Raw genomic sequence first — 25136 nt, 5'->3', positions numbered from 1 at the left:
AATACAGGAAACTGTCTGAGAAATGTTTAACTTAAGCGCCAAGCTCCTCCTCGTGATTATTACCGTCGTGATTATTCCATCACAGCGGGGGCGGCTCGTGGCGCGACGACAGACCAGATAGGGTCAGAAATTGCAAACAAACCCCCCGCTCCGAAAGGACCGGGGGGTTTGTCGTTTCAGGGCCATTGAAAACTTAAACAGCAGCAAAAATAGGCGAGACAACAAGATGGAACAAGGGCAGAAGATCAGCGGCAGTGAAGCAGTTATCAAGGTATTGGCCGCCCATGGGGTGAACACGGTTTTTGGTTATCCCGGCGGCGCCATCATGCCTATCTATGATGCTCTCTACGACAGCCAGGTCGAACATCTGCTCTCCCGTCATGAACAGGGCGCCGCCTTCGCTGCCGTCGGTTATGCCCGCTCAAGCGGCAAGACAGGCGTCTGCCTGGCCACCTCGGGCCCGGGGGCGACCAATCTGATCACCGCCTTGGCAGATGCGCTGTTGGACTCAGTGCCGCTGGTGGCCATCACGGGCCAGGTTTCCACCTCTGTGATAGGCACAGATGCCTTTCAGGAGATGGACGTGCTGGGCATGAGCCTGTCATGTACCAAACACAGTTTTATGGTGACCCGCGCCGAGGAACTGGTTGCTACCCTGTACCGCGCCTTCGAAATCGCCGCCTCCGGCCGTCCCGGTCCTGTGTTGGTGGATATCCCCAAAGACATCCAGCTTGCCCAAGTGGAATACAAGGCGCCGTTGCAGGCGGTGCCCGATGAGCCGGAGCTGGACCAGGCGGCTTTGGCGGAAGCCAACGCCTTGCTGGCGGCCGCGCGCCAACCCATGTTGTACGTCGGTGGCGGCGTCGGTATGGCGGGCGCAGTGGAGCCGCTGCGGGCCTTTATCCAGCGTAGCGGTATTCCTTCGGTGGCAACGCTTAAGGGGCTGGGTGCCATAGCCCATGGCACTCAAGGTTACCTGGGGATGCTGGGGATGCACGGCAACAAGGCCGCCAATCTGGCGGTGCAGCAGTGCGATCTGCTGCTGGTGGTCGGTGCCCGTTTCGATGACAGGGTCACGGGTAGGCTGGAGAGCTTTGCCAGCAAGGCCAAGGTGATCCACCTGGATATCGATGCCGCCGAACTTGGCAAACTGCGTCAGCCGGATGTGGCCATGGATGGGGACTTAAGAAGCATATTGACGCAACTGGCGCCGCAAGCGCTGCAAATAGCGCCCTGGCAGGCTGAAGTCGAGCACCTGCGGGCGCTGCACCAGTGGGATTACGCCCATCCAGGCTCACTCATCTATGCGCCGGCCATGTTGCGCCGTCTGGCCAACAAGCTGCCGAGCGACTCTGTGGTGAGCTGTGATGTCGGCCAGCACCAGATGTGGGTTGCCCAGCATATGCATTTTCGCCGCCCGGAAGATCATCTTTCCAGTGCCGGGCTTGGCACCATGGGCTTTGGCTTGCCGGCGGCCATAGGCGCGCAGATGGCCCGGCCGGATGCCACTGTGGTCACGGTTTCCGGCGACGGCTCTTTCATGATGAATGTGCAGGAGCTGACCACCATCAAGCGTCGTAAACTGCCGGTGAAGATACTTTTGATAGATAACCAGAAGTTGGGCATGGTGAAGCAGTGGCAACAGCTGTTTTTTGAAGAGAGATACAGCGAAACCGACCTGTCCGATAACCCCGACTTTGTTACCCTGGCGTCCTCCTTCGATATCCCCGGACGCACCATCTACTCGGCCGATGAGGTTGAGCAGGCACTGGATGAGATGCTCAGTGCCAAAGGCCCCTTCCTGCTGCACGTCGCCATAGACGATGCCTTTAATGTCTGGCCGCTGGTTCCCCCCGGCGCCTCCAACTGTGAAATGATGGAACAAACGGAGAAGCGATCATGATCCATAATCTGGAATTGACCCTGGAACAACGCCCCGAAGTACTGGAACGTGTATTGCGGGTAACCCGCCACCGCGGCTTTACCGTCCGCGATATGCATATGACACTGGCCGAGGATCAGCGCCTGCAGCTGGCAATGGCGGTCGACAGTGACAGAGCTATCGAGTTGCTGAGCCGTCAGTTGACTAAGCTGGTAGACGTGGCCCGCTGCACTGTGCGGCCCGCGAGCAGCCTCTCCCGTACCGTCAACGGCTAACCAAGAATCATCAGAATAAGCGTAAGGAATTGAGCAATGCCCAAACTCAGATCAGCAACCAGTACCGAAGGCCGCAACATGGCCGGAGCCCGAGCCCTTTGGCGTGCCACTGGGGTTAAGGAAGGCGACTTCGGTAAGCCCATTATCGCCATTGCTAATTCCTTCACTCAGTTTGTCCCCGGTCATGTGCATCTGAAAGACATGGGCTCTCTGGTGGCATCGGCCGTCGAAGAGGCCGGCGGCATCGCCAAAGAGTTCAACACCATAGCGGTCGATGACGGCATCGCCATGGGTCATGGCGGCATGCTCTATTCCCTGCCTTCCCGTGAACTGATTGCCGACAGCGTCGAATATATGGTCAATGCCCACTGCGCCGATGCTCTGGTGTGTATCTCCAACTGCGACAAGATCACCCCCGGCATGTTGATGGCGGCGCTGCGGCTCAATATCCCCGTGGTATTTGTTTCCGGCGGGCCTATGGAAGCGGGCAAGACCAAACTGTCCGATAAACTTATCAAGCTGGATCTGGTGGATGCCATGGTGGCGGCGGCCGATGACAGGGTATCCGATGCTGACAGCGAGAAAATCGAACGCAGCGCCTGCCCAACCTGTGGCAGCTGCTCCGGCATGTTTACTGCCAACTCGATGAACTGCCTGACCGAGGCGTTGGGGCTGTCGCTGCCGGGCAACGGCTCCATGTTGGCGACCCACAGTGATCGACGCGAACTGTTTCTGGAGGCGGGCAGAAGAGTGATGGCGCTGGCCAAGCGTTACTACTCGGATGATGATGCCTCGGTATTGCCGCGCAATATCGCCAACTTCAAGGCGTTCGAGAATGCCATGACCTTGGATATCGCCATGGGCGGTTCTTCCAACACTGTGCTGCACCTGTTGGCGGCGGCTCAGGAAGCCGAAGTGGATTTCACCATGACGGATATCGACCGTCTCAGCCGCAAGGTGCCGCACCTTTGCAAGGTGGCACCTTCGACCCCCAAATACCATATGGAAGATGTCCACAGAGCCGGTGGCGTAATGGGGATCTTGGGTGAGCTGGAACGCGCCGGTTTACTGCATACGGATGTAAACCATGTGGCTTCCGATGATGGCTCGCTTGAGTTTGTGTTGGCCAATTATGATGTGATGCGCACCGAGTCTGAGAAGGTAAAAGACTTCTTCCGCGCCGGCCCCGCGGGGATCCCTACTACCCAGGCCTTCAGCCAGGATTGCCGCTGGCCATCACTGGATACAGATCGCCGCGAAGGTTGTATCCGCAGCCGCGAGTTTGCTTTCAGTCAGGAAGGGGGCTTGGCGGTACTGTCCGGTAATCTGGCCGAGCATGGCTGCATAGTGAAAACCGCCGGGGTGGATGAATCCAACCTGAGGTTCAAAGGCGTGGCCAGGGTGTATGAGAGCCAGGACGAGGCCGTTGCCGGGATCCTCGGTGGTGAAGTGGTCGCCGGGGATGTGGTGGTTATTCGCTACGAAGGCCCCAAAGGTGGCCCTGGCATGCAGGAGATGCTTTATCCCACCAGTTACCTCAAGTCCCGCGGTTTGGGCAAGGCCTGCGCCTTAATCACAGATGGCCGCTTCTCCGGCGGTACCTCTGGGCTGTCCATAGGCCATGTGTCACCGGAAGCTGCCTCAGGGGGCACTATCGCCTTGATTGAAAATGGCGATGTCATTGAAATCGATATCCCGGCCCGCAGCATTACGCTTAAGCTGAGCGATGCTGAGCTCGCCCGGCGCCGTGAGGCGATGCAGGCCAAGGGGCCTTTGGCCTGGAAGCCGTTGGCACGGGTGCGCCCCGTGTCGCTGGCGCTCAAGGCTTATGCCATGTTGGCCACCAGTGCCGACAAGGGTGCCGTGCGCGATCGCACTAAGTTGGAGGGCTAGTATGTTGGCGCTGGCATCCAAGAGTCAGCTGTCGCTGGCCAACTATTATCTACAGAAGATCCTCTTGTCCCATGTCTATGATGTGGCGCGGGTTACCCCGCTGTCGAGTCTGAACAAGTTGTCGGCCCGTCTGGGCTGCCAGGTGTTTCTCAAGCGCGAGGATATGCAACCGGTACACTCGTTCAAGTTGCGCGGCGCCTATAACCGTATCGCCGCCTTGAGCCCCGTTGAGTGCGAAAACGGAGTGGTATGTGCCTCGGCCGGTAATCATGCCCAGGGCGTTGCCATGTCGGCCTCGAGCCGCGGGGTCGATGCCGTGATAGTGATGCCAACCACCACCCCGGACATCAAGATAGATGCGGTGCGCCGCCTCGGCGGCAATGTGGTGCTTCATGGACAGTCGTTCGATCAGGCCAATCAGTATGCCATGTCACTGGCCCAGGATGAGGGGCGGGTGTTTATCCCCCCCTTCGATGATGAGGCGGTGATCGCCGGGCAGGGCACGGTTGCCCAGGAGATGCTGCAGCAGCAAAGAGATCTTGAAGTGGTGTTTGTGCCAGTGGGTGGCGGTGGCTTAATCGCCGGCATTGCCGCTTACTACAAAGCCGTAATGCCTGAGGTGAAGATCATCGGCGTCGAGCCGGAAGATGCCGCCTGTCTCAAGGCAGCGCTGGAAGCCGATGAACCTGTGACGCTGGAGCAGGTGGGATTATTTGCCGATGGGGTGGCGGTTAAGCGTATAGGTCAGGAGCCTTTTCGATTGGCGCGGGAATATGTCGATGAAGTGGTGACCGTCAGCTCGGATGAAATTTGCGCCGCGGTCAAGGATATCTTCGAAGATACCCGCGCCATTGCCGAACCGGCCGGTGCTTTGTCGCTGGCCGGGCTGAAAAAGTATGTCGGTGACAAGGGCAAGGGCGAGAAACTGGCGGCGATTCTCAGCGGAGCCAATGTCAATTTTCACAGCCTGAGATATGTGTCCGAGCGCTGCGAACTGGGCGAGCATAAAGAGGCGGTGCTGGCAGTGACCATTCCGGAAAGGCCGGGCTCCTTCCTGCATTTTTGTGAACTGCTGGAGCGGCGGGTGATGACAGAGTTCAACTACCGTTTCAGCGGGCGCGATCGCGCCGTGGTCTTTGCCGGGATCCGTCTTAGCGAAGGTGCCAGCGAGCTGCAGGCGATTGTCTCCCGCCTGGAGAGTGCCGGTTTTGCAGTGCAGGATCTTTCTGCCGATGAGGCGGCCAAACTGCATGTGCGTTATATGGTGGGCGGCTTGCCACCCGAACCGCTTGAAGAAAAACTGCTCAGCTTTGAATTCCCGGAGCATCCCGGGGCCTTGCTGCAGTTTCTCACGACGTTGAAGAGCAAGTGGAACATTAGTTTGTTTCACTATCGCAACCATGGCGCCGCCTTTGGGCGGGTGCTGGCCGGCTTTGAAGTGCCCAAGGCCGATGAAGCCGCCTTTGGTCAGTTTCTGTATGAGTTGGGGTTTGTCTGTCAGGACGAGACGGATAACCCCGCCTACCGGCTGTTTCTGGCGCGCCCAGGCCAGTGAGATCCTGAAAGGGAAAAGGTCGACTGTCTTCGCCAAAAGCAGGGGCAGTCCGGGGGCCAGTTTTATGCTATGGTCTTGAGTTATTATTCTAATCCGTACCCTGAAACCTCTTGTAAGGAGAGCCAAGATGTTTGCTGCACCCTCGGTTAGCGCTTTTAACCCTCCCCGTCGGATCCTGATGGGCCCCGGCCCTTCGGATGTCTATCCTCAGGTATTGGCGGCGCAGTCGCGGCCGACAGTCGGGCATCTGGATCCTCTGTTTGTGGCCATGATGGATGAGCTCAAGAGTCTCATTCAATATGCGTTTCAAACCCGCAACGAGATGACTATAGCGGTATCTGCCCCGGGCAGCGCCGGTATGGAGACCTGCTTCGTTAACCTGGTGGAGCCGGGCGAAAAGGTGATTGTCTGCCGTAACGGGGTGTTTGGCGACAGAATGCGCCAGAACGTTGAGCGGATTGGCGCCGAGGCGGTGATGCTGGATTTCGAATGGGGCACAGCGGTTGACCCAGAAGTGGTGGAAGCTGCGCTGAAGGCGCATCCCGATGCCGCCTTCCTGGCCTTTGTGCACGCCGAAACCTCCACCGGCGCGCTTTCCGACGCCAAAACGCTGTGCGCCCTGGCGCGTGAGCATGGCTGTCTGTCGATTGTCGATGCCGTAACTTCCCTCGGAGGCGTCGAGCTCAGAGTCGATGATTGGGGCATAGATGCCATCTATTCCGGCAGTCAGAAGTGCCTCTCCTGTGTGCCGGGTTTGTCCCCCGTGTCCTTCTCTCCGGCCGCCGTCGCTAAACTCAAGGCGCGCAAGAGCCCGGTGCAGAGCTGGTTCCTGGACCAGTCCCTGGTGATGGGTTATTGGAGCGGTGATGGCAAGCGCAGTTATCACCACACGGCGCCTGTTAATGCCTTGTACTCACTGCACGAAGCGCTGCGGTTACTGGCCGAAGAGGGGCTGGAAAATGCCTGGCAACGTCACCGGGATATGCACCTTTTGCTGCGTCAGGGGCTTGAGTCCATGGGGCTCGAATTTGTGGTGGCCGAGCAGAGCCGCTTGCCGCAACTCAACGCGGTTTATATCCCGCAAGGTGTCGATGATGGCGCCGTGAGAAAGCAGCTGTTGGATAACTATAATCTGGAGATAGGTGCCGGCCTCGGCGCCTTGGCCGGAAAGGCTTGGCGTATCGGCCTGATGGGTTACGGTGCCAGACGGGAAAATGTTGCCCTGTGCCTGCGGGCCCTGGCCGAAGTGCTCAACTGATCCTATAGATAAACGCCCCGTTCAATGACGGGGCGTTTTCGTTTCAGCCTTTACTCACAGCCCCTGTGAACCAAGGTTCCAGGCGGCGATAGCTGTGGCTGCCGACATAGATAGCTAGGGCCGACAGTATTCCTCCCAGCAGGGTCGAGGTCAATACATCGACACTCCAGTGCATTCCCAGCAACATGCGGCTCAGCCCCATCAGCAGCGCCCAGCAGATAAGCAGCGCCGGGAGCCAGAGATTATTGTGCCTCAGCAGAAAGAAACTGCTGCACATAGTCAGGGTCACGGCAAAAATGGTATGGCCGGAGGGAAAGGAAAACCCCGTTTCTATCTGCCAGTGGCGCTGGATCTGTGCCGAGATGGGCATATCCAGTGGTGATACCCCGGGAAGAACCTGTGCCAGCAGCTCCCTGCGGGCGTACTTGTCTATGCTGTAGAACTCCTTGATATCCAGATGCTGCTGGTGGGACAGCCATTCGATATAGGGCCGGGATTCGGCAAATACCAGCTTGAGCTGTTCATTGAGCAGCAAACACAGCACCAAGCCCAGCGAAGTGCAGAACATCATCTTCAGCCAACTGCCCCTTGGCAGGATAAAAAAGCTGATGGCAAATACCAGTAACACAGTGCTTACGCCCCAGGGGGCCGAACCGGACACGGTTAACCAGTACCAAAACTGAGCGGCGGCGCTATCGAGATTAAGCCAAGGGAAGAGTGGCTCTGACAGGGAAAACAGCGCCAGCGGCAAGCTGAGCAGAAACAGCCAACAAATGGCCAGAGAGGTCAAAGGGACGGCTGCATATTTCATTAATACACCCTTATCGGAACGGACAAACCGCCATTGTGCCAGAGGGGAGGAACGCGGCAAGCATTAATGGCGTCCTCCGTCGAAGTAGGCCCTTTGGGCGGCAGTTTGTCAGCACACTTGTAAAAAAACGGCTGCCCAAGTGTGGCAGCCGTTGGTTGGCAGTAAATACTACTCTTCAATTTGTTGGTGACGGGTGAGGTACATTAGCACCAGCATGATCAGTACCAACAGTCCGGTTCCCATCAAGAGGGCGTAATCTTCCAACTGGAGTATGGAGTAGAGTACGCCGTAGAGACTCGCCAGCATGGCCGCAACTATAGCTCCTTGGCGTCGACTGCCACTGGCACTGGCGACATAAAGTGGAATGCTGAGCAGGGGAACCGCCGCGGCCACCAGATAAGCGGTTAAAAACAGCAAGTGTTCCGACAGCGACAGCAGCAATAGATAGAAGAGGCACATGGCGCCACCCACCATCAGATACTGTACTGCGCTGAGGCGTGACTTGTTGCCCAGTTCGAAGATCAGCAGCAGTATGTAGGTCAGTAAGATAAAGAGTATGCCGTACTTGAGCGACCTTTCTATCTTGCCGTAGTGAGTCACGGGTTCGAACAGGGTAACACTGGCACTGATCTCGGTAAGATCCCGGCCATCACTGGCGCGGAATACCTGAGGGAAGTTACGACTCAGATGGCTTATCTGCCAGTTGGCATCAAAACCTTCAGTGCTGAGATTACGGCTGGCGGGCAGGTAACCCTGGAAGCTGGGATGCGGCCAATCGGCATGGATATCTATCTGGCTCAGTTCCGCCAGCGGTAGTACCTCCAAGCCTTCAGAACCCCTGAGGCTGAGCTGGAAGGTCAGTTGATATTCACCTTGGCTCGGATCCAGCGCTATGGTGCGATGAAAGCCGCGGCCAAGGCCGCCTGTGTTATCCAGGCCTGTACCTGACATCAAGCTGGGCATGCCCTGCTCTCCAGCCAGATTAAAACGGCTGACAGTCTCAATAGCCTGGTTGGCTGAAACGCCGAACACCAGCCGGGCCTGGTTATAATCAAAGCCGAGTAAGCCTGGGATATTGACCTTGGGCAGTTCGAAGTTGGCCTGACCCTTGACTTGTCCCAGATATACGAGTGACTGATAGATACCGCGATGGCGGAATTCGTGCTGCAGACCGGCATCCAGTGTCATGCCTTTGGGCAGGATCAAGAGTTCATCGCTGTAAACCTGGCGACTGCGGTGCTGTTTACCATCGATATTGCTGTCGGAGATCACTTCATAGCGAAACGGCAGTACCAAAACCGGACCGGCCAAGGTTTGGGAATCGCCCCAGGTGTGGCCTATCTCGCGCACCACTTGGCGATAGAGGCTTTCTCTGTCCTGGCTGAGATCCTGGATCATCCCAAGCGGTATCAATGACAACAGGCCCACCATGGCCACAGCAAAGAGTTTGAGCGTTAATTTGGATTTGAATTGAGGCAGCGCCGCTTGGCCGTTTTGTTTCTTCATCACGCTTTTCAGCAGCAGATAAGCCCCGAAACCCATGGCACCAAGAAAGGCCAGCGCTACCACCAGGACGATAATTTCAAACATGAGGTATGTTCCTTTAACCTATAGTGGCAGTATTAGAACAGATTTGACCTGACATATCATGACAAGTCACTGATCAATAATGGCGAAATTATGGCACGGCCCTTTTTGCCCCGGTCTGATTTGGCTTCTTGGATGTTATGCTCAAGGGATTCTGCTGTTACTGTCACATTTATTATGACAATGTGGTCGTGATTGAATCATCTATAATGAGTGTGAATCAATGCTGCAGTCATTTAAAATAACCGCCTATACAATCTGCTGTGAAGATACCTATGAAGAACTTTTCCAAAATCTGTTGGTTGCCGTTTTTTTTCAGTTTGCCCCTGCATGCTGAACTGGCCGATTTTGATGACTATGGGCCGCTGCGGGTCTATGCCCAGTCTCCCCTGCAATCCAGTAGCCTGGCCCCCATGTTGCGCTCGGGCTTTTCCATGGCTGAGGAACAAAAAGAATGGTATCTGACCGGTAACATCGCCAGTGTGTGGGCCGAGACGGACGATTATCTGGCCGATTACTATCACAACTCCTTAACTGGTGGTCTCAAGTGGCAAATCGATGACCGTTGGATGCTGGACGCCAATTACACTTGGCGTTTCAGTGGCAATAACCACTTGGATTCGCTGACCATGTGGTTCCACGATTCCTTCGGTTTCGATCAGAACGGTCGTGAGCATCAGCCGAGAAACCAGAATCAGATTTACTCCAAGCAACACGGTATCGACCTCAGTGATTTTGGCGGCAAGACGATGAATAACGCCTTCAACGTCTATCTGGGGTATCAACTGCTGCAAAATGAGCACCACGGCCTGTCTGTGGGGGGCAGCCTGTATTACAACTATGTGGGCTCGGGGCCTTTTGCCAATGAGAACTTTGAACAGGCGTTGCAGCTTAATTACAGCTATCGCAACGGACGGCACAACTTCCATTCAACACTTGGTCTGAGCTTTCGTCAGGACGAAGAGGTGTTGTCGGATGTACCCTATAAGTCCAACGCTTTGATGGTCGGCCTGGGCTATGAATACCGTGTCGGGCGTCATGGCTGGATGCTGGAGTACCACAGATACGAGGGAATGGCCGAGTCGGATGACGACTTCTCTGAAGCCTCAAATGAAGCCTTGCTGGGCTACCGTTATTATCTGGATCGCAGCGCCATAGAGTTCACTGTGATTGAAAACTTCCTCAACATGGATAACAGCACGGATATCGCCTTTACTCTGGGCTATCGGCATATGCTCTAATTTAGCCGTGTTGAAACATAAGGCCGCTCATGAGCGGCCTTATCTATTTTGGGGTGAGATGTATTACTCTGCCTGTTCAGCCTTGGCTTCCAGTGCCTCGACTCTGGCTTGCAGGGCTTCCAGCTTTTCGCGGGTCTTGAACAATACATGCTGCTGCACTTCAAACTCTTCCCGGGAGACCAGATCCAGTTTCAGCAACTGGTGTTGCAGTACTTGCTTGCTGCGCTCTTCAAACTCGCCGGCAAATTGCTTCAGCCCTGAAGGCAGGTTTTCGCTCAGCTGTTTGGCCATTTCTTCAATTTTCTTGGGGTTGATCATCTCTTTAATCCACTGGCAAGGTTTTAACTGATTGTAACTTATAGGCCGTACTGAACCCAAGGTTAACCTAAGGAAGGTGCGAACAAGTCCCATGTGTGCTCTGCGTCGGCTTACAGGCCGGATGCAAGGCGTGGTTCGCAGCAAATGGCCCTAGTCCTTTGCAAGAAGCACTTCCCTAAGGGGATTTTGGGGCTGCCTCCGGCACTGATTCTGGTATGATCTCAGCCTCTAAACCTTCCTTGTGTGAGATATCGATAACCCATGAAGCTCAATCCTGCCCAGAATGAAGCCGTCCATTATGTTTCCGGTCCCTGCCTGGTATTGGCTGGAGCCGGCAGTGGCAAAACACGGGTTATCATCAACAAGATAGCCCATTTGGTGCAGAAGTGTGGTTATCAGGCCAAGCATATCGCCGCTGTGACTTTTACCAACAAGGCAGCACGGGAGATGAAAGAGCGGGTGGCTCAATCCATGGGCCGTAAAGAAGCAAGGGGGTTGTGGATCTCTACCTTCCATACCCTGGGGTTGGAAATCATCAAGCGTGAACACAAGACTTTGGGCCTAAAGGCCGGGTTCTCTCTGTTTGACGATCAGGACACCTTGGCTCTGCTTAAAGAGCTGACCCAGGACGAGCTACAGGAGGACAAAGATCTGCTGCGGGCGCTGGCGACCATGATCTCCAATTGGAAGGGGGGCTTGGTGATCCCGGATCATGCCCGCAAGATAGCCAAGGGTGAACAGGAACAACTGTTCGCGCTCCTTTATCAGCGTTACGCCCAGCATATGAAGGCATACAATGCGCTGGATTTTGACGACCTTATCCTGCTGCCGACCCTATTGCTGCGGCATAACGCCGATGTCAGAGCCCGTTGGCAGGCGAGGATCCGTTACCTGTTGGTAGATGAATATCAGGATACCAACACCAGCCAGTATGAACTGGTTAAATTGCTGGTGGGAGAGCGGGCACGTTTTACTGTAGTGGGCGATGATGACCAGTCCATCTACTCCTGGCGCGGTGCCAAGCCACAAAACCTGGTGCTGCTGGGTAAAGACTTTCCCGAGCTCAAGCTCATTAAGCTGGAACAAAACTATCGCTCCAGCCAGCGGATATTGCGGGCGGCCAATATTCTGATCGCCAACAATCCCCATGTGTATGATAAGTCGCTGTTCAGTGAGTTGGCCTATGGCGAGCCGCTGCGGGTACTGTTTGCCGCCAACGAAGAGCAGGAAGCGGAGCGGGTGGTGGCCGAAATCATTCGCCACAAGTTTATGGGCAAGACCAGTTATGGCGAGTACGCCATTCTCTATCGGGGAAATCACCAATCCCGTTTGTTGGAGCGGGCGCTGATGACCAACCGTATTCCCTACAAGCTCAGTGGTGGTACCTCATTCTTTGCCAGAGCCGAAATCAAGGACATCATGGCCTATCTGCGCTTGGTGGTGAACCCGGATGACGACAATGCCTTCCTGCGTATCGTCAACCTCCCAAAACGCGGAATTGGCCCGGCAACTTTGGAAAAACTGGGGAATTTTGCCAATCAGAAGCATATCTCCATGTTTGAGGCGATTTTCGACGCTGAATTGAACCATCATCTGCCACCGGCAGCCATGGGCTCACTGTATGAGTTTGGTCGTTTCATTGTCGATACAGGTGAAATCGCTCAGCGTGGTGAAGGGGTTGATGCCATCAAGCAGTTGATCCGCAAAATCAACTATGAAGACTATCTCTACGAGACCAGTGCCAGCGCCAAGGCGGCCGAGATGCGGATGAAAAATATCTCTGAGCTGTATCGCTGGGTGACAGAGATGCTGGCCGGTGACGATCTGGATGAGCCCATGAGCCTACCCGAAGTGGTCAATAGGCTGACGCTCAGGGACATGATGGAAAGAAACAATGAGGATGAGGGCGGCGATCAGGTGCAGTTGATGACACTGCACGCCTCCAAGGGGCTGGAGTTTCCCTATGTGTTTATGGTGGGAGTGGAAGAGCGGATTCTGCCGCATCAAACCAGCATAGATGAAGACAATGTCGATGAAGAGCGGCGTCTGGCTTATGTTGGCATCACCCGGGCCCAGAAAGAGCTGTGGTTTATGCTTTGCCGTGAGCGGCGCCAATTCGGCGAAACCATGCGTTGCGAACCCAGCCGCTTTTTGATGGAACTGCCTCAGGACGACCTTATCTGGGAAAACCGCAAGCCGCAGCAGAGTGAGCAGCAACGGATGGAAACCGGCAAGGCCAATATTGCCAACCTGCGGGATATGTTCAAGAAGTAAGCCTTGGCTTCAAGACCCGACTCAGGCACAAACCTGGGTTGCCGTATCTATGACCTCGGTGTTGTTGCTGTCAGCGGCGCTCAAGCGACTCCCCAAGGCTTGTCCCTGGCCTGAGTTAAAGCCCATTTGCGCCAGTTGCTGTTTCTGCTCTTGGGTATTGACGCCATCCAATACCAATTCAAGCTCCAGCGCGCCGGCACTCAAGCGTATCGCTTTGAGCAAGCGTCTGTGGTGGGGGCTTTGCAGATGTGACACCAGGCTGGCATCCAGTTTCAGTACATTGACAGGCAGGAAGGATAGGCTGATCAAGGGGCTGTAACCACTGCCGTAGCCTGTGATCCCCAGAGTGACCTGCAAGCGTTTGAGCACTTCAAAGCCGTTGATATGGTTTTCCAGATCCCGTGACAAGGATTGCTCGTTGAAAAACAAGCAGAGGTCGTTAAGCGGGAAGCGGCAGTTTCTCAGGCAGTTTTTCAGACTGCGCAGCGCGTGTTTATGTTTGAGGTGCTGGCTACAGATGGCCAGATGCAACTTGGTACCTGTGGCCAGTTGCAGCTTGGGAAGTTCGCTGTTCAGCGCCTCTATCGCATACCTGTCCAGTTCCAGCTGTAAGTTGGCTTGCTCTGCCAAATTGGCGAGTTGTTGCTGTTTGATTTTGCCGTGTTGTGGATGAGGCCAATACAGGCGTACATCCAGTGCCTGTAGCTGCCCGGTCTTAAGATCCTGCACCGGGAAGTAACTAAGCCGAATTTGCTGGGTATCCAGGGCGTTCCTCAGTTCATTTTCCAGGCTCACATCCTGCATCAGTTGCTGATGCGATTTCTCATCGAATACCACATAGCAACCCTTGCCTCGGGTCTTGGCCATATACATGGCGGTGTCGGCATCCCGCAGAATGGACTCGCTGGTGTCATCTCTGTGATGACCACTGACGGCTATACCGATACTGGCGCCTGAGTTGAACTGTTTATCGGCCAACTCGTAGGGGCGTGACAGCTCTTTGAGGATCCGCTCGGCGACTTCCTTGGCATCGTCGGCCGTGCGTAACCCGTCCAGCAAAATCACAAACTCATCGCCACCGAGACGGGCGAGGGTGTCGTTGTCGCGAATACAAAACTTGAGGCGGATGGCTGTCTCAACCAGAAACTTGTCGCCTTCCAGGTGCCCCAGGGTGTCGTTAATCAGCTTGAAACGGTCGAGATCGACGAACAGCAGAGCGAATTTGTCCTGCATGTGTCGGCGATTATGCTTAACGGCCTGGCTCAAACGCTCCATAAACATCAGCCGATTGGGCAAGCCTGTCAGGGCGTCGTGTTTGGCATCATGCAGCAGTTGTTGCTCTGCCTTTCGGCGCTGGGAGATCTCTTTTTGTAACTCTTGGTTGGTGGTGGCCAGCTCGCGGGTGCGCTCCAGGATCTTTTCTTCCAACTCTTCGTTGCTGCGTTTCAGTGCCTCGGTGGCCAGCTTACGCTCTATGGCCGTAGCTATATGCTGCGACACAAAGGTCAGCAGCTCAAGATCCTTGAACTGATAGTTCTGGTGCATGCTGAAGCTATAGATAGTCAGGGCGCCGGCAATTCTGTCCTGAATAAACAGTGGCACACCAATCCACTGGTGCATGCTCTGGGTGTGATTGAGCTCAGGAGCCTTGCTGTATATCTCTTTGGCGCACACCAAAGATTGGATATCACTCTGATCCAGTAATACGGGACGTTTCAATCTGAGCAGGTATTCCACCAGTCCGTCCATTAAGGGACGGCATTTGGGTGGCTGGTCACTGAGCTGGGAAACATAGAAGGGAAAGTGCAGCTCAGTTGCCGTGTCGTCCAGCAGGGCTATGTAACAGTTATTGGCGGGCAACAGATGACTGAGGACCCGGTGCAGCTCGGTATAAAACTCGCTGTCATCCAGGTTTGAGGAGGAGAGTTCGGCGATTTCAAACAGGGACTTTTGCAGTCTCTCGGCGCGGCGCCTCTCATAGACTTCCTGTTTCAGCTTATCGTAGGCCTGGCTCAGCTCCTGGGTTCTCTGGGTGATGGCTTGTTCCAGTTGTTCATGATGCCGTAATCGCTCCATGGCCCCGGCGATGTGGTGGCTGATGAAGGCCATCAGCTCAAACTCCATCTCGCCGTAGGAACTGGCAGGATTGTAGCTCTGTACCACCAAGACACCGATTGCTCTGTCATTTTGCATTATCGGCACGCCGAGCCACTGATGACAGGGGGAGCCGAGGGACATGATTTCCCCGGCGGCAGCCAGCTCTTCGGCTTTGCGCTCATCACACAGCAGGGGCTTGGCCGTTCGCAGCACATAACCGGTGAGACCCTGCATCAGAATTTCAGATAGCTCCTGTTCCGGATAGAGCTCAGAAGGGTGGGAGTCTTTTTCATCGGAGAAAAACGGCAGTTCCAGATGTTGTCTTTGGGCATCGAGCAGGGAGATATAAAAGTTGTCGGCAGGGATCAGTTGTTGAAGGTGCAAGTGCATGCCTTGGTAGAAGCTCTCCATTGAAGTTGCCTTATTGGCAATATTGGAGATCTCCAGCAGCGCGTTCTGAGTGGCTTCGGCTCTTTTATATTTGGCCGCCAGTCGTCTGAGTCTGACAACCCTTTTTTCTAAACTCGAGACTTCCTGAGCCGAATGCTGATGGAGAGTTTCATCCCTAAACATGTTATCCGCCAAGGAATAATTGCAATATAATTGTTGTGTGGTTTTCAATCAAAGGATAGGAATAGCACGAAATACGGTATTATCCAAGTCAATTTTTTGGCTGGTGTCGGATAATTGTTGTGCTATTTAAGTCAAAACTTGAGCAAACAGCCGAAAAAAAGCAAAACAGGTGTAGACGCGGGGAGTAAATCCTCCTACTATATGCGGCGCTGACACGGCGGGCGCCCATAGCTCAGCTGGATAGAGCGCACCCCTCCGGAGGGTGAGGCCGAGGGTTCGAATCCTTCTGGGCGCACCAGTTTGATTCAACTGTTGTGCCAGTCAGTGAAAGAAATATCAGTGGTGATTGTAGCTCAGTTGGTAGAGCCCCGGATTGTGATTCCGGTTGTCGTGGGTTCAAGTCCCATCAGTCACCCCACTTCTTTCGTGAAGCGAGTCAGCTTCAAATCTTACGGTGATTAGCGCAATTGATAGCGCCTCCCGGTTTGGAAACCAGAGTGGAGCAGAGGGTGACCCTCTTCCTTTCAAGGTGCCCAATAAAGCAATATTTCGGTGATTAGCGCAGCCTGGTAGCGCATCTGCTTTGGGAGCAGAGGGTCAGAGGTTCGAATCCTCTATCACCGACCAAATTTGATTTATCTGACTTAAAGTCGGGTAAAAGCTGGAAAGTATTTCGGTGATTAGCGCAGCCTGGTAGCGCATCTGCTTTGGGAGCAGAGGGTCAGAGGTTCGAATCCTCTATCACCGACCAAAACACTTAAGCCCCTGAGAAATCAGGGGCTTTTTGTTTTTATCTTGATAGTTTCGAACTTGTGATGACCTTAAAGATATTCTCATGGGTACAAGTGGAGTTCAGTGATTAGCGTGGTCTGGTAGCGTATCCTGACTTGGAAACCAGAGTGGAGCAGAGGGTCAGAGGTTCGAATCCTCTATCACCGACCAAAACATTTAAGCCCCTGAGAAATCAGGGGCTTTTTTGTTGATTTCTTAGTACTCAACGCCTTCCTTTTTTCATCTTCTAGATGCTTAAGTGTCTTGGGTCTTCGCTGTCTCTAGCAGCTTCTGGTAAAGGAAAGGCCCCCCGAAGGGAGCCTTATATCAGTTACGCAACATTCACCGGCGGTGAAATAAAGCCTTGGTATGCTTGGGTCTTGAGTGGCGTAAAGCGCTCCAACTGACCTTTCTCCTGAATACCTGTGACTATCACATCGATTTCCAGTCCTCGGGCCACGTTCACCAGTGCCCGGCACAGTTCGCTGTTGTGCTGGTTTTCATCATATTGTGCAAAGGATTGATCCAGCTTGACGTAAGCCGGCCGCAGGCTTTGCAAATAAGACATGGAGCCGAACTGACGGCCGAAGTGGTCTATCCCTATGCTGGCGCCATTGTCGCGGATAACGGTACACAGCGCCTGGCAGGCATCGATATCGGTATAGATGGCGGCTTCCGGTAATTCAAAGGCCAACCGGCTTGCATGGCGACTGTTACGCAGGAAGTGATTGAGCCATTCGTGGAACTTGGGATCGCTGATGCTGTGATGGGTGAGGTTAACCGCAACTGCTTCGGCATTTTTCTCCAACAACTCATCTTCGCTGATCTTTTCAATCAGGCAGCGGTCGAGCAGGCTACCCAAGGACAATAGCTCGACATAAGGCATGAACTGGCCGGCGTGTACCAGTTTGTCACCTATCTGCAGCTGACAGAAAAGCTCCCGCTGCAGTACGTTGTCTGAGTCCTGATAGTGCACTGGCTGCCAACGGAAACGGAACTGCTTACGGTTAATTGCTTCGGTAAGCTTGTCGCGCCATTGTTCGCGACTGAACAACTGCTGCTCATTGGTCTCCAACCAGTGATAAACCTTGCCTTCCTTGAGGGCTATTTGCAGGGCATTGTCCGAGCGTGCCAGCAGTTCTGAGCTATTCATCTGTCCTATGCGCTCGGCAATACCTATGGCGTAGTCTTCATTGGGTTTGCAACCCGCCTTGACCATTTCCTGGTTGATGGTGCGGATCAACGTCTGTAGATACTTACTTAACTGTTCACGCTCAACATTGGTGACCAGGAAAGCAAATTCATAGGCGGCGATACGGGCAATGACAGATTCACAGATTTCGCCCAGCTCATGCTGCAGTTTTTCCGAGAGTAGCTTGATAGTTTCGTCTCTTACCTGATAGCCATACTTGCTATGCACTTCTTCGAGCCAATCGAACTTGGTCATCATCAGGGCACCGCTGCCGGGTTCACCGAGCCAACCACCAATTCGGCCCATCATATATTGACGGTTGGGTAGGTTGGATACCTGATCCACCAGATTCTTCTTCCTGAGTGCGGTAACTTCTTCGTCCAGAGAGCTGAAGATCTTCTTCAACTGGGCCGACATGCTGTTGAAGGCGTTAACCACATCCCTGAGTTCCAGGGTTTTGGGGAGCGGCATATCCGGGCCGAATTCCCGTTTGGCAATGCTCTTGGCGTGTTCGGCAATGGCATGCAGTGGACTGAGGATCCAGGTCAGGCCCAGACGGGCGAATAGAATGGCGACCAAAAACAGGATTGAAAAGGCTATCAGGGTGTGGCTCATAATGCGCCACAGTTCATGGTAGCCGAAACCCGGGTGCGCGGTAATTTCCAACTTGGCCAACTGCAACCAACCCGAAGTGATGGTGCTTTCCTTGCGTAACGGGGTGAAGATCCCCAGATCGATAAACCATTGGGGCACATCTTCGATGCGGATATTGTTATTCCAGACCTGCTGTTTACCGTCGACCAACCAGGTGAGTTTCACCTCTTGGTAATAGCCACCCTCGAAGATGACATTCACCATGGTTTCTGCGGTGGCGAGATCACCGGCCTCCAGCGATGGAACCAACATCAATCCCAATGAATGGCTGACATTATTGAGGTCCGACTCCATCTGCTCGGTCAGAAAGTTCTGGGTCTCATTGAATTGCACATAGCCCACACTGGCTACAACCAAGAGAAACAGCCCAAACAGTAACGAGTATATCTGTCGAAACAGTGTCATTGCTGTAGCTACTCCAGTTTTAATTTTGGCTGACGTAAGCGATCAGCCCCTAATCTGTGTCTCAGGTCATTCCACTTTTCCAAGCGAGCGGATGAGCCTGCCAATACACCGCGTCCTTTCTCTTTGTTTAGCCACAATTGCTTACCGTTAAAGCTGTACACAGGGATCAGGTCTCTGCGTTGAGTTGCCGGTTTGAGCTCGCGATCCAGGTTGTCCAGAATAAGAGGAACAGAGGAGGGCGTCTCATAATAGGCCAGCACCATATGGTACTGATTAACACTGGTTGCCTTAACCATGGTGATGCGCATCTTGTCTTCAGGTATGCCCAACTGCAGCAGAGTGAAGTATTTGGCGATGGAGAAGTCTTCACAGTCACCACCATTTACTCCGATAAACTCTAAAGGGGTGGCCCAGTAGTTGGCCATCCCCCAGAGCTTGATATCATCTACAAAGCGAAACAGGTTAAAGAAGTTGTTTACCTTGGTGATTTTCCCCATATCGTCCAACCCTTGCGCCTCGTCCAATATCTTGAACCAAGCTCTGGCTCTGAGGCCTGCCCGCTCGCCATAACGAGCTTCCAGTGTCCTGGTAATGCTGTTGGGGTCGAGCTGTTGGGTTGAAGCGGCGTACAGGCATGACACTGCTAGAGTCGATGCCAGTACTGTGTAATGGCAGACCCGTCTGAGCAGTGAATACTGGTTGAGCCTGCCTGTCATATGGGGATATCAAGGTCCTATTTCACTTCTTGATCCACAGTGTAGATGTTCCACTTCATATCGGCCATAGTGTCTTCGCCTGTTACTTCGGCGATCACTCGGCGGTTACGTTTGTGGGCCAATTGCGTATCTGTTGGATCTACTGGTCTATCGTAACTGTAACCTATGGCTGTCAGTCTATCGGCAGTGATACCGAATTGATCTTCAAGCACTTTGGTTACGGCGTTTGCCCGATTCTGTGACAGCTCGAGGTTATGCTCATAGCTGCCGGTACGGCTACAGTGTCCTTCAATCGTCACCTTGGTGCTGGGATATTGCTTCATAAAGTCAGCAATAACACCAATTTGATCATAGTACTGAGGATCTATGTAGAAGGAGTCGTTGGCAAAGAGTATTTTCAACTCGGAACGCTCATTGATAGGCTTGATCTTACCACAACCATAGTTATCAATGTTGGCACCTTCAACGGTACCTGAGCAGCGCTCACGGGCTTCGATAACACCGTCTCTGTCATTATCATTGAGATCGTTGACCTGAGCTGTCGGCTGATCCATGGAAACCGTGTCACGCATTGAGCAGCCCGCCAGTATGGCGACGCTAAGCAGGGTGATAAAGAGTTTCATTATTTAACTCCTCCTTCATATTCACGCTCCCCTTTCCATACATCGGGGCGAGTGACTCTAAGCGAGTCTAGTAGTTGACCTGTGGCATTGAGTACGCGGTATTTGGCAATCACTTCGTCGTACTCGGCGGTCAGATAGTCTTTTCTGGCTTCAAACAGCTCATTCTCGGTATCCAGCAAGTCGAGCAGGGTGCGCTGACCCAGGTTGAACTGCTGTGAGTAGGCGACTTGAGTGTCCTTGGCTGCAATGACATGCTCGCGAATATACTGCTTCTGTGGCCCCAGGAACTCATAAGCGTTCCAGGCAAGGTTGGCGCCTTCAACCACTTCACGATAGGCGCGCTCACGGATCTCTTTCGCTTCACCTATCTTGTAGCTGGCCTCTTTCTCACGAGCCAAGTCGCGGCCACCGGCGAACAGGTTATAACGAACCCTGACCATGGCCAGAATGTCATTGTTGTAGCCGCCGACATTTTGGCTGGCGATACGGCTAAAGCCGTCTTCACCGTCCAGGTTGTTGTTCAGGTTGCCTTCCACCTCCAGCGTGATCTTGGGGTAGTAGTTGGACTGAGCCGACGACTTCTCATACTCGGCGGCGCGAATATCACTGGCGGCCGACTTGAGAATAGGATGGTACTCCTGAGCCATCTTGATGCTGGCATCTATATCTGCCGGCAACATATCGGCATCCGGAACCGGCACTATCAGGTCTTCCGGCTGCTGATGGGTGATGCGGAAAAACTGACTCTTGGCATCGAGGAAGTTATTACGCGCCGACACAACGTTGGCGTTGGCACGGGCCAGACGACCTGTGATTTGAGATAGATCCGCGGTAGAACCCAGGCCCGAATCAGTACGTTGCTTGATCTGCTCGTAGATATCCTGGTGGCTCTTGAGGTTCTTCTCGGCCAGCGTCAGCACCTGCTCGGTACGTATGTAGTTGATATAGACCTTGGCAACATCCAGCGCCATATCTTCGGCAGCGGCAAACAGCGCCCATTGATCGGCACTGGCTTCGAAGCTGTATCTATCGACTTCACTGCTGGTAAAGAAGCCGTCGAACAGCATCTGCTTGATGCTGACGCCGAATTCGCCTCGTTTGAGTTCAATTTCATCATCCAGGGTGCCGGCCAAACGGCGACGGGTGGCCGGACTGTCTGTGTATTCATAGCCGTAGCCACCGGTAATATCTACCGTTGGCATATAACCGGCTATGGCCTGGTTCACCTGCTCTTCACGAGCCTTGAAGCGGTTAAAGGCGAGCCGTAGTTCCGGGTTGGTATCCAATGTCTGCGCTACGGCTTGTTCCAGGGTCTGACCAAACCCTGCCGTGGGCAACATCAGCCCGGTAATCGCCAGTGCCAAGGCACTGGGTTTCACCAGCCGAGTAACTTTCTTGTTCATGCTAAACCCTCCAGGTTTATTGTGACTTTGAGCCTAGCGTTCTCTTAACGCTGTTTCTTTGGCCCTTAGAATGGGATTAAGTATGTACTCAAGGACAGTTCTTTTCCCGGTAATTACGTCAACAGAGGTCAACATGCCGGGAATAATGGGCATCTCAGTGCCATCGTCTTTAATTAAACTGGACTCTTCGGTCCGCACTTTTACCAAATAAAAGCTGTTGCCTTCTTCATCCTGAGTAGTGTCTGCACTTATCTGTTCCACAGTGCCTTTCAACCCGCCGTAACGGGTAAAATCATAGGCGGTAACCTTAACTATGGCGGGCAGCCCCGGATGCAGGAAAGCGATATCCTTTGGTAAAATTCGGGTTTCGATCAGCAGTTGGTCTTCGGAAGGAACTATCTCCATGATATCGATACCTGGCTGAACAACACCGCCCAATGTATTGATATTTATGGTTTTAATGGTTCCATTGACCGGTGAGGTTATGACGGCTTTGCTGACTTTATCCTTGGTTCCCACTTGGGCCTCATTCATTCTTGCCAGCTTGGCCTGCATCTCATTCAGTTGTGCGCGGGAGTCGGCGGCGTAAACCAATACCGCTTCCCGGCGTTTGAGTATGGCCTCATCCATGTTGGCCTTGAGCTTGGGACGCATCACCCTGAGGGTCGCCAGTTCGCCCTGAATGTCGTTAACTGTACGTTCCAGCTTCAAGAGTTCCACCTCGGGCACTATGCCTTTCTGTGCCAGAGGTTTGGTCAGTTCCAGCTCGCGGCTGACCAAGCGATAACTGGTGCTCAGGGTGCCGATTTTTGAGGTTAACTCTTCAGTTTCCTGCTGCCGCTGCTGGATTTGCCTTGCCTGGATTTCGACCTGGTTGCTGAGGTTGTCCAGACGGCCGGCGTATTCATCCTGTTGGCGCTTGACCAGCTCAGGCTCCTTCTCGGCCAGTTCGGCAGGAAATACCAGCGGGATCTTGGTGATCTTGAGCTGTTCCCGCCAATCGTTGGCCATGTCTGAGATAAAGATGCTGTTCAGCTCGGCCTGCAGGCGAATAACGTTGGCCTGCAGGCTGTAGACCTCTTGCTCCTGCTGGGCGGCATCGGAACGGAAACGTGTGTCATCGATGCGAACCAAGGGCTCCCCCTGTTTGACCAGCATGCCTTCTTGAACGTACATCTCTTTCAAAATACCGCCATCCAGACTTTGAATGACCTGTACCTGGGAAGAGGGGATCACTTTACCCGTGCCCTTGGTAACTCGGTCGAGAGAAGCGAAATAGGCCCAGGTCAGGAAGCAGAGCATCATTGTCGCCAGCGACCAGATGATCAATCTGTGGCTGGTGGGAGCATCTGTCATCATGGCGCCGTAGACATCGTCTACCATTTCCAAGTCATCAGAAGTCAGGTGCTTATTCATATTACTTGCCTCCTGCCATCAGCCCTTGGTTGAGCTTTTCGAGCACCTTATCCTTAGGACCGTCGGCAATGATGTGGCCTCTATCCATCACTATGATGCGATCCACCAGATTCAGCAGGTGCATCTTGTGAGTGATGATCAGCAAGGTTCTGTCTCGGCTGACATTATGCATTGAGCGCATGAATTGCTTCTCGGCTCTGGCATCCAGGCTGGCTGTGGGTTCATCCATCAACAGCACGGGTGGGTCATTGAGTATGGCTCTGGCCAAGGCCACGGTTTGCCGTTGGCCCCTGGACAGAGAGTGGCCGCCTTCACCTACCTGTTGATCCAGGCCTTCCGATTCCATATCGGTAAACAGGTTGACCCCGGAAAGTTGTACCGCTCGGATCAACTGGTGCTCGGTGACCTGACGGGTGCCGAAGAGAATATTGTCTCTGACCGAACCGTGGAACAGGGTGACATCCTGTGGTAGATAACCGAAGTTACGGCGTAGATCGCTGGGGTGGATCTGGGCGCTGTCTATGCCATCGTATCTTAGGCTGCCGTTACTGGGTTTGAATAACCCTACCAGCAGCTTGGCCAAGGTGCTCTTGCCGCTGCCATTACGGCCAATAATGGCTATCCGCTCGCCCGGGCGGATCCTCAAGGCGAAGGGATGCAATACAGGTTTTTCCGAACCAGGGTAACTGAAGCTGAGGTCATCGGCTTCTATCTTGCCCATCAGGCGCTGTTTGCTGACCAGGTGGCCTTTGTTTTCAAACTCGTCTTCCTGGGTCATTATCTGATCCAGCTGTCTCAGCGCGCTGGCCGTCTGGTTGGCTCTAGTCATCAAGCCGGCCAGTTGCGCCATGGGGGCAACTGCTCTGCTGGCAAGCATCACAGCGGCAATGATCCCACCCATGGAAATATCATTGTCGGCAACCCGGTAGACGCCGAGAATGACGACACTGACGACGGTCAACTGCACCACAAAGTTGGCAACGTTGGCCACTGAATTGGAGAGCTTTTTCGATCTCAACTGCCAGTTGGCAGTGTGGCCTATCATCTGCTGCCAGGCTTTTTGTACCAGGCCTTCCGCGCCGTATGACTTGATGGACTCCAGAGAGGCCAGACTTTCGATCAGATGGCCGTGTTTGAGGCTGGCAAATTTATTGCTTTCCTCAATGGCAGTCTTGAGCCTGGGCTGAATGATCAAGGTATAGCTGATGATGATTAAGCTGGCGATTAATGGGATCAGCGCCAGATCGCCGGCGACCAGATAGATGATCAACATAAACAGCAGGGCGAAGGGCAGGTCGACCAAGGTGGTGATGGTCGCCGAGGTAAGGATCTCCCTGATACTGTCAAACTCACCTAATTGACGCGCCATGCCGCCGACACTGGCCGAGCGGTTTTCGAGGGGAATACCGATTGCCTTATAGAACAGTCGCGACGAGACTATGATGTCGACTTTCTTACCGGCAACATCGATAAGGTAACTTCTCAGCTGTCTCATGACCAAATCAAACAGATAAGCAATACCGGCTCCGATGGCCAGTACCCACAGTGATTCGAATGCCAGGTTGGGCACCACTTTATCGTAGACGTTCATGATAAACAGCGGTGAAACCAGGGCAAACAAGTTCACCAGGATTGAGGCAATCAGTGCATCACGATAGATGGGGGCCGAGTCTTTGATGGTTTGCAGTAACCAGTGTTTACTGTGGTCGTGATGATAAACATCAAACCCCATATCGCCACGGTACTGCTGTTTAACCAGAAACAGATAGCCTACATAGAGGGTTTCCAGCTCCTCCATGGACAGGCGTTGTTCGCCGCCGGTTTCAGGTAATTGGATCACGGCATGCTGTTGCTCCAGATCCAGCTCGCGAAGAATGCAGGCTTTCTTGTCTTTCAAAAGCAAGATACAGGGAAGCTGAATAGCAGTAACCTGATTCAAGCCTTTACGGGAAAGCTTGGCGGTTAGGCCGGCCCTTGCAGCTGCCTGAGGTACCAGTTCCGGGGACAGAATCGCCGAAGACAGGGGCAGGCCTGCCGCCAGAGACTCACTGGAACAGGGGCTGCCAAAGTATTCCGTCAATAGAACCAGACTGTCGAGCAGGGGATCCACAGTGACTCGCTGGGAAGCCGAGATAGTCCATTGCTCAGGTTTAGGTGAAGCGGATGCGGTCACAGAACGACTTATCCTTTCG

At 53.8% G+C, this 25136-nt stretch carries 17 protein-coding genes, 4 tRNA genes and 1 pseudogene; 12 read left to right on the top strand and 10 right to left on the bottom strand.

Going from position 1 to position 25136, the window contains the following annotated elements; translation table 11 throughout:
• The first annotated feature begins 226 nt into the window (after positions 1 to 226).
• From ilvG to ACWAU4_RS20085, 5 genes are all read left to right on the top strand, one after another.
• Positions 227 to 1903 carry an acetolactate synthase 2 catalytic subunit gene (ilvG, locus tag ACWAU4_RS20105; RefSeq protein WP_100143442.1) on the top strand — a complete coding sequence of 559 codons (1677 nt, stop codon included), beginning with the start codon at positions 227 to 229 and terminating at the stop codon, positions 1901 to 1903.
• A complete protein-coding gene (gene ilvM / locus ACWAU4_RS20100) occupies positions 1900 to 2157 on the top strand; it encodes an acetolactate synthase 2 small subunit (RefSeq protein WP_025010070.1) in 258 nt (85 codons plus the stop codon). The genes ilvG and ilvM overlap by 4 nt, the downstream gene beginning before the upstream one ends.
• Before the next feature lie 36 nt (positions 2158 to 2193).
• Complete coding sequence (gene ilvD, locus ACWAU4_RS20095; protein ID WP_454290364.1) at positions 2194 to 4050, top strand: dihydroxy-acid dehydratase; 1857 nt, start codon at positions 2194 to 2196, stop codon at positions 4048 to 4050.
• 1 nt (position 4051) lies between these two features.
• Entirely contained in the window at positions 4052 to 5605 is a 1554-nt protein-coding gene (gene ilvA / locus ACWAU4_RS20090; protein ID WP_208125196.1) for a threonine ammonia-lyase, biosynthetic, read from the top strand.
• 127 nt (positions 5606 to 5732) lie between these two features.
• On the top strand, positions 5733 to 6863 hold the full coding sequence (locus tag ACWAU4_RS20085; protein ID WP_045283242.1) for a pyridoxal-phosphate-dependent aminotransferase family protein: 1131 nt from the start codon (positions 5733 to 5735) through the stop codon (positions 6861 to 6863).
• A gap of 43 nt (positions 6864 to 6906) precedes the next feature.
• Here the strand turns inward: ACWAU4_RS20085 and ACWAU4_RS20080 are convergent, their stop codons facing one another.
• Both ACWAU4_RS20080 and creD read right to left on the bottom strand, forming a co-directional pair.
• Complete coding sequence (locus ACWAU4_RS20080) at positions 6907 to 7674, bottom strand: phosphatase PAP2 family protein (protein WP_044735363.1); 768 nt, start codon at positions 7672 to 7674, stop codon at positions 6907 to 6909.
• 168 nt (positions 7675 to 7842) lie between these two features.
• A complete protein-coding gene (creD, locus tag ACWAU4_RS20075; RefSeq protein WP_025010066.1) occupies positions 7843 to 9264 on the bottom strand; it encodes a cell envelope integrity protein CreD in 1422 nt (473 codons plus the stop codon).
• A 272-nt stretch (positions 9265 to 9536) separates the two neighbouring features.
• Between creD and ACWAU4_RS20070 the strand changes: the two genes are divergently transcribed.
• Complete coding sequence (locus ACWAU4_RS20070) at positions 9537 to 10502, top strand: DUF3187 family protein (RefSeq protein ID WP_208125195.1); 966 nt, start codon at positions 9537 to 9539, stop codon at positions 10500 to 10502.
• A gap of 63 nt (positions 10503 to 10565) precedes the next feature.
• Here ACWAU4_RS20070 and ubiK read toward each other — a convergent pair whose 3' ends face one another.
• Positions 10566 to 10820: a ubiquinone biosynthesis accessory factor UbiK gene (gene ubiK / locus ACWAU4_RS20065; protein WP_208125194.1), complete on the bottom strand. Its 255-nt coding sequence runs from the start codon at positions 10818 to 10820 to the stop codon at positions 10566 to 10568.
• A gap of 261 nt (positions 10821 to 11081) precedes the next feature.
• Between ubiK and rep the strand changes: the two genes are divergently transcribed.
• Positions 11082 to 13094, top strand: coding sequence for a DNA helicase Rep (rep, locus tag ACWAU4_RS20060; RefSeq protein ID WP_093983861.1), 2013 nt, complete (start codon positions 11082 to 11084; stop codon positions 13092 to 13094).
• A 21-nt stretch (positions 13095 to 13115) separates the two neighbouring features.
• On the opposite strand, the gene ACWAU4_RS20055 is transcribed toward rep, so the two are convergent.
• Positions 13116 to 15764, bottom strand: a complete 2649-nt coding sequence (locus tag ACWAU4_RS20055; RefSeq protein ID WP_208125193.1) for a sensor domain-containing phosphodiesterase — start codon at positions 15762 to 15764, stop codon at positions 13116 to 13118.
• A 221-nt stretch (positions 15765 to 15985) separates the two neighbouring features.
• On the opposite strand from ACWAU4_RS20055, the gene ACWAU4_RS20050 reads away from it, so the two are divergent.
• The 5 genes and pseudogenes from ACWAU4_RS20050 to ACWAU4_RS20030 all read left to right on the top strand — a co-directional run bounded on the left by ACWAU4_RS20050 (position 15986) and on the right by ACWAU4_RS20030 (position 16706).
• Positions 15986 to 16062 (top strand) — tRNA-Arg (locus ACWAU4_RS20050).
• Positions 16063 to 16106: 44 nt separating this feature from the next.
• Positions 16107 to 16182: transfer RNA gene (locus ACWAU4_RS20045), tRNA-His, on the top strand.
• A 132-nt stretch (positions 16183 to 16314) separates the two neighbouring features.
• Positions 16315 to 16391: transfer RNA gene (locus ACWAU4_RS20040), tRNA-Pro, on the top strand.
• A 47-nt stretch (positions 16392 to 16438) separates the two neighbouring features.
• A tRNA-Pro gene (locus ACWAU4_RS20035) sits at positions 16439 to 16515 on the top strand.
• A gap of 102 nt (positions 16516 to 16617) precedes the next feature.
• Positions 16618 to 16706: pseudogene (locus ACWAU4_RS20030) on the top strand.
• A gap of 160 nt (positions 16707 to 16866) precedes the next feature.
• Here ACWAU4_RS20030 and ACWAU4_RS20025 read toward each other — a convergent pair.
• Genes ACWAU4_RS20025 through ACWAU4_RS20000 form a run of 6 tightly spaced genes read right to left on the bottom strand, consistent with a single transcriptional unit; the run spans position 16867 to position 25117 of the window.
• Entirely contained in the window at positions 16867 to 18786 is a 1920-nt protein-coding gene (locus ACWAU4_RS20025) for a bifunctional diguanylate cyclase/phosphodiesterase (RefSeq protein ID WP_062793964.1), read from the bottom strand.
• 8 nt (positions 18787 to 18794) lie between these two features.
• Positions 18795 to 19502 (bottom strand): transglutaminase-like cysteine peptidase, encoded by a 708-nt coding sequence (locus ACWAU4_RS20020; protein WP_025010063.1) that lies wholly within the window; start codon positions 19500 to 19502, stop codon positions 18795 to 18797.
• Positions 19503 to 19519: 17 nt separating this feature from the next.
• Positions 19520 to 20125: an OmpA family protein gene (locus ACWAU4_RS20015; protein ID WP_025010062.1), complete on the bottom strand. Its 606-nt coding sequence runs from the start codon at positions 20123 to 20125 to the stop codon at positions 19520 to 19522.
• Positions 20125 to 21528: a TolC family outer membrane protein gene (locus ACWAU4_RS20010; protein ID WP_025010061.1), complete on the bottom strand. Its 1404-nt coding sequence runs from the start codon at positions 21526 to 21528 to the stop codon at positions 20125 to 20127. The genes ACWAU4_RS20015 and ACWAU4_RS20010 overlap by 1 nt, the downstream gene beginning before the upstream one ends.
• Positions 21529 to 21561: 33 nt before the next feature.
• Positions 21562 to 22944: an HlyD family type I secretion periplasmic adaptor subunit gene (locus ACWAU4_RS20005; RefSeq protein ID WP_025010060.1), complete on the bottom strand. Its 1383-nt coding sequence runs from the start codon at positions 22942 to 22944 to the stop codon at positions 21562 to 21564.
• 1 nt (position 22945) lies between these two features.
• A complete protein-coding gene (locus tag ACWAU4_RS20000; RefSeq protein WP_028780118.1) occupies positions 22946 to 25117 on the bottom strand; it encodes a type I secretion system permease/ATPase in 2172 nt (723 codons plus the stop codon).
• Positions 25118 to 25136 lie beyond the last annotated feature (19 nt).

This window comes from Shewanella sp. FeAMO (assembly GCF_053653955.1).
This window is presented reverse-complemented; position numbering and strand designations above follow the sequence as displayed.

Coding starts and splice junctions, on each gene's coding strand:
- ACWAU4_RS20005 (WP_025010060.1), bottom strand. CDS start 22,944: ATGAATAAGCACCTGACTTCTGATGACTTGGAAATGGTAGACGATGTC.
- ACWAU4_RS20010 (WP_025010061.1), bottom strand. CDS start 21,528: ATGAACAAGAAAGTTACTCGGCTGGTGAAACCCAGTGCCTTGGCACTG.
- ilvM (WP_025010070.1), top strand. CDS start 1,900: ATGATCCATAATCTGGAATTGACCCTGGAACAACGCCCCGAAGTACTG.
- rep (WP_093983861.1), top strand. CDS start 11,082: ATGAAGCTCAATCCTGCCCAGAATGAAGCCGTCCATTATGTTTCCGGT.
- ACWAU4_RS20080 (WP_044735363.1), bottom strand. CDS start 7,674: ATGAAATATGCAGCCGTCCCTTTGACCTCTCTGGCCATTTGTTGGCTG.
- ACWAU4_RS20020 (WP_025010063.1), bottom strand. CDS start 19,502: ATGACAGGCAGGCTCAACCAGTATTCACTGCTCAGACGGGTCTGCCAT.
- ACWAU4_RS20085 (WP_045283242.1), top strand. CDS start 5,733: ATGTTTGCTGCACCCTCGGTTAGCGCTTTTAACCCTCCCCGTCGGATC.
- ACWAU4_RS20025 (WP_062793964.1), bottom strand. CDS start 18,786: ATGACACTGTTTCGACAGATATACTCGTTACTGTTTGGGCTGTTTCTC.
- ilvA (WP_208125196.1), top strand. CDS start 4,052: ATGTTGGCGCTGGCATCCAAGAGTCAGCTGTCGCTGGCCAACTATTAT.
- ilvG (WP_100143442.1), top strand. CDS start 227: ATGGAACAAGGGCAGAAGATCAGCGGCAGTGAAGCAGTTATCAAGGTA.
- ilvD (WP_454290364.1), top strand. CDS start 2,194: ATGCCCAAACTCAGATCAGCAACCAGTACCGAAGGCCGCAACATGGCC.
- creD (WP_025010066.1), bottom strand. CDS start 9,264: ATGTTTGAAATTATCGTCCTGGTGGTAGCGCTGGCCTTTCTTGGTGCC.
- ACWAU4_RS20070 (WP_208125195.1), top strand. CDS start 9,537: ATGAAGAACTTTTCCAAAATCTGTTGGTTGCCGTTTTTTTTCAGTTTG.
- ubiK (WP_208125194.1), bottom strand. CDS start 10,820: ATGATCAACCCCAAGAAAATTGAAGAAATGGCCAAACAGCTGAGCGAA.
- ACWAU4_RS20055 (WP_208125193.1), bottom strand. CDS start 15,764: ATGTTTAGGGATGAAACTCTCCATCAGCATTCGGCTCAGGAAGTCTCG.
- ACWAU4_RS20015 (WP_025010062.1), bottom strand. CDS start 20,125: ATGAAACTCTTTATCACCCTGCTTAGCGTCGCCATACTGGCGGGCTGC.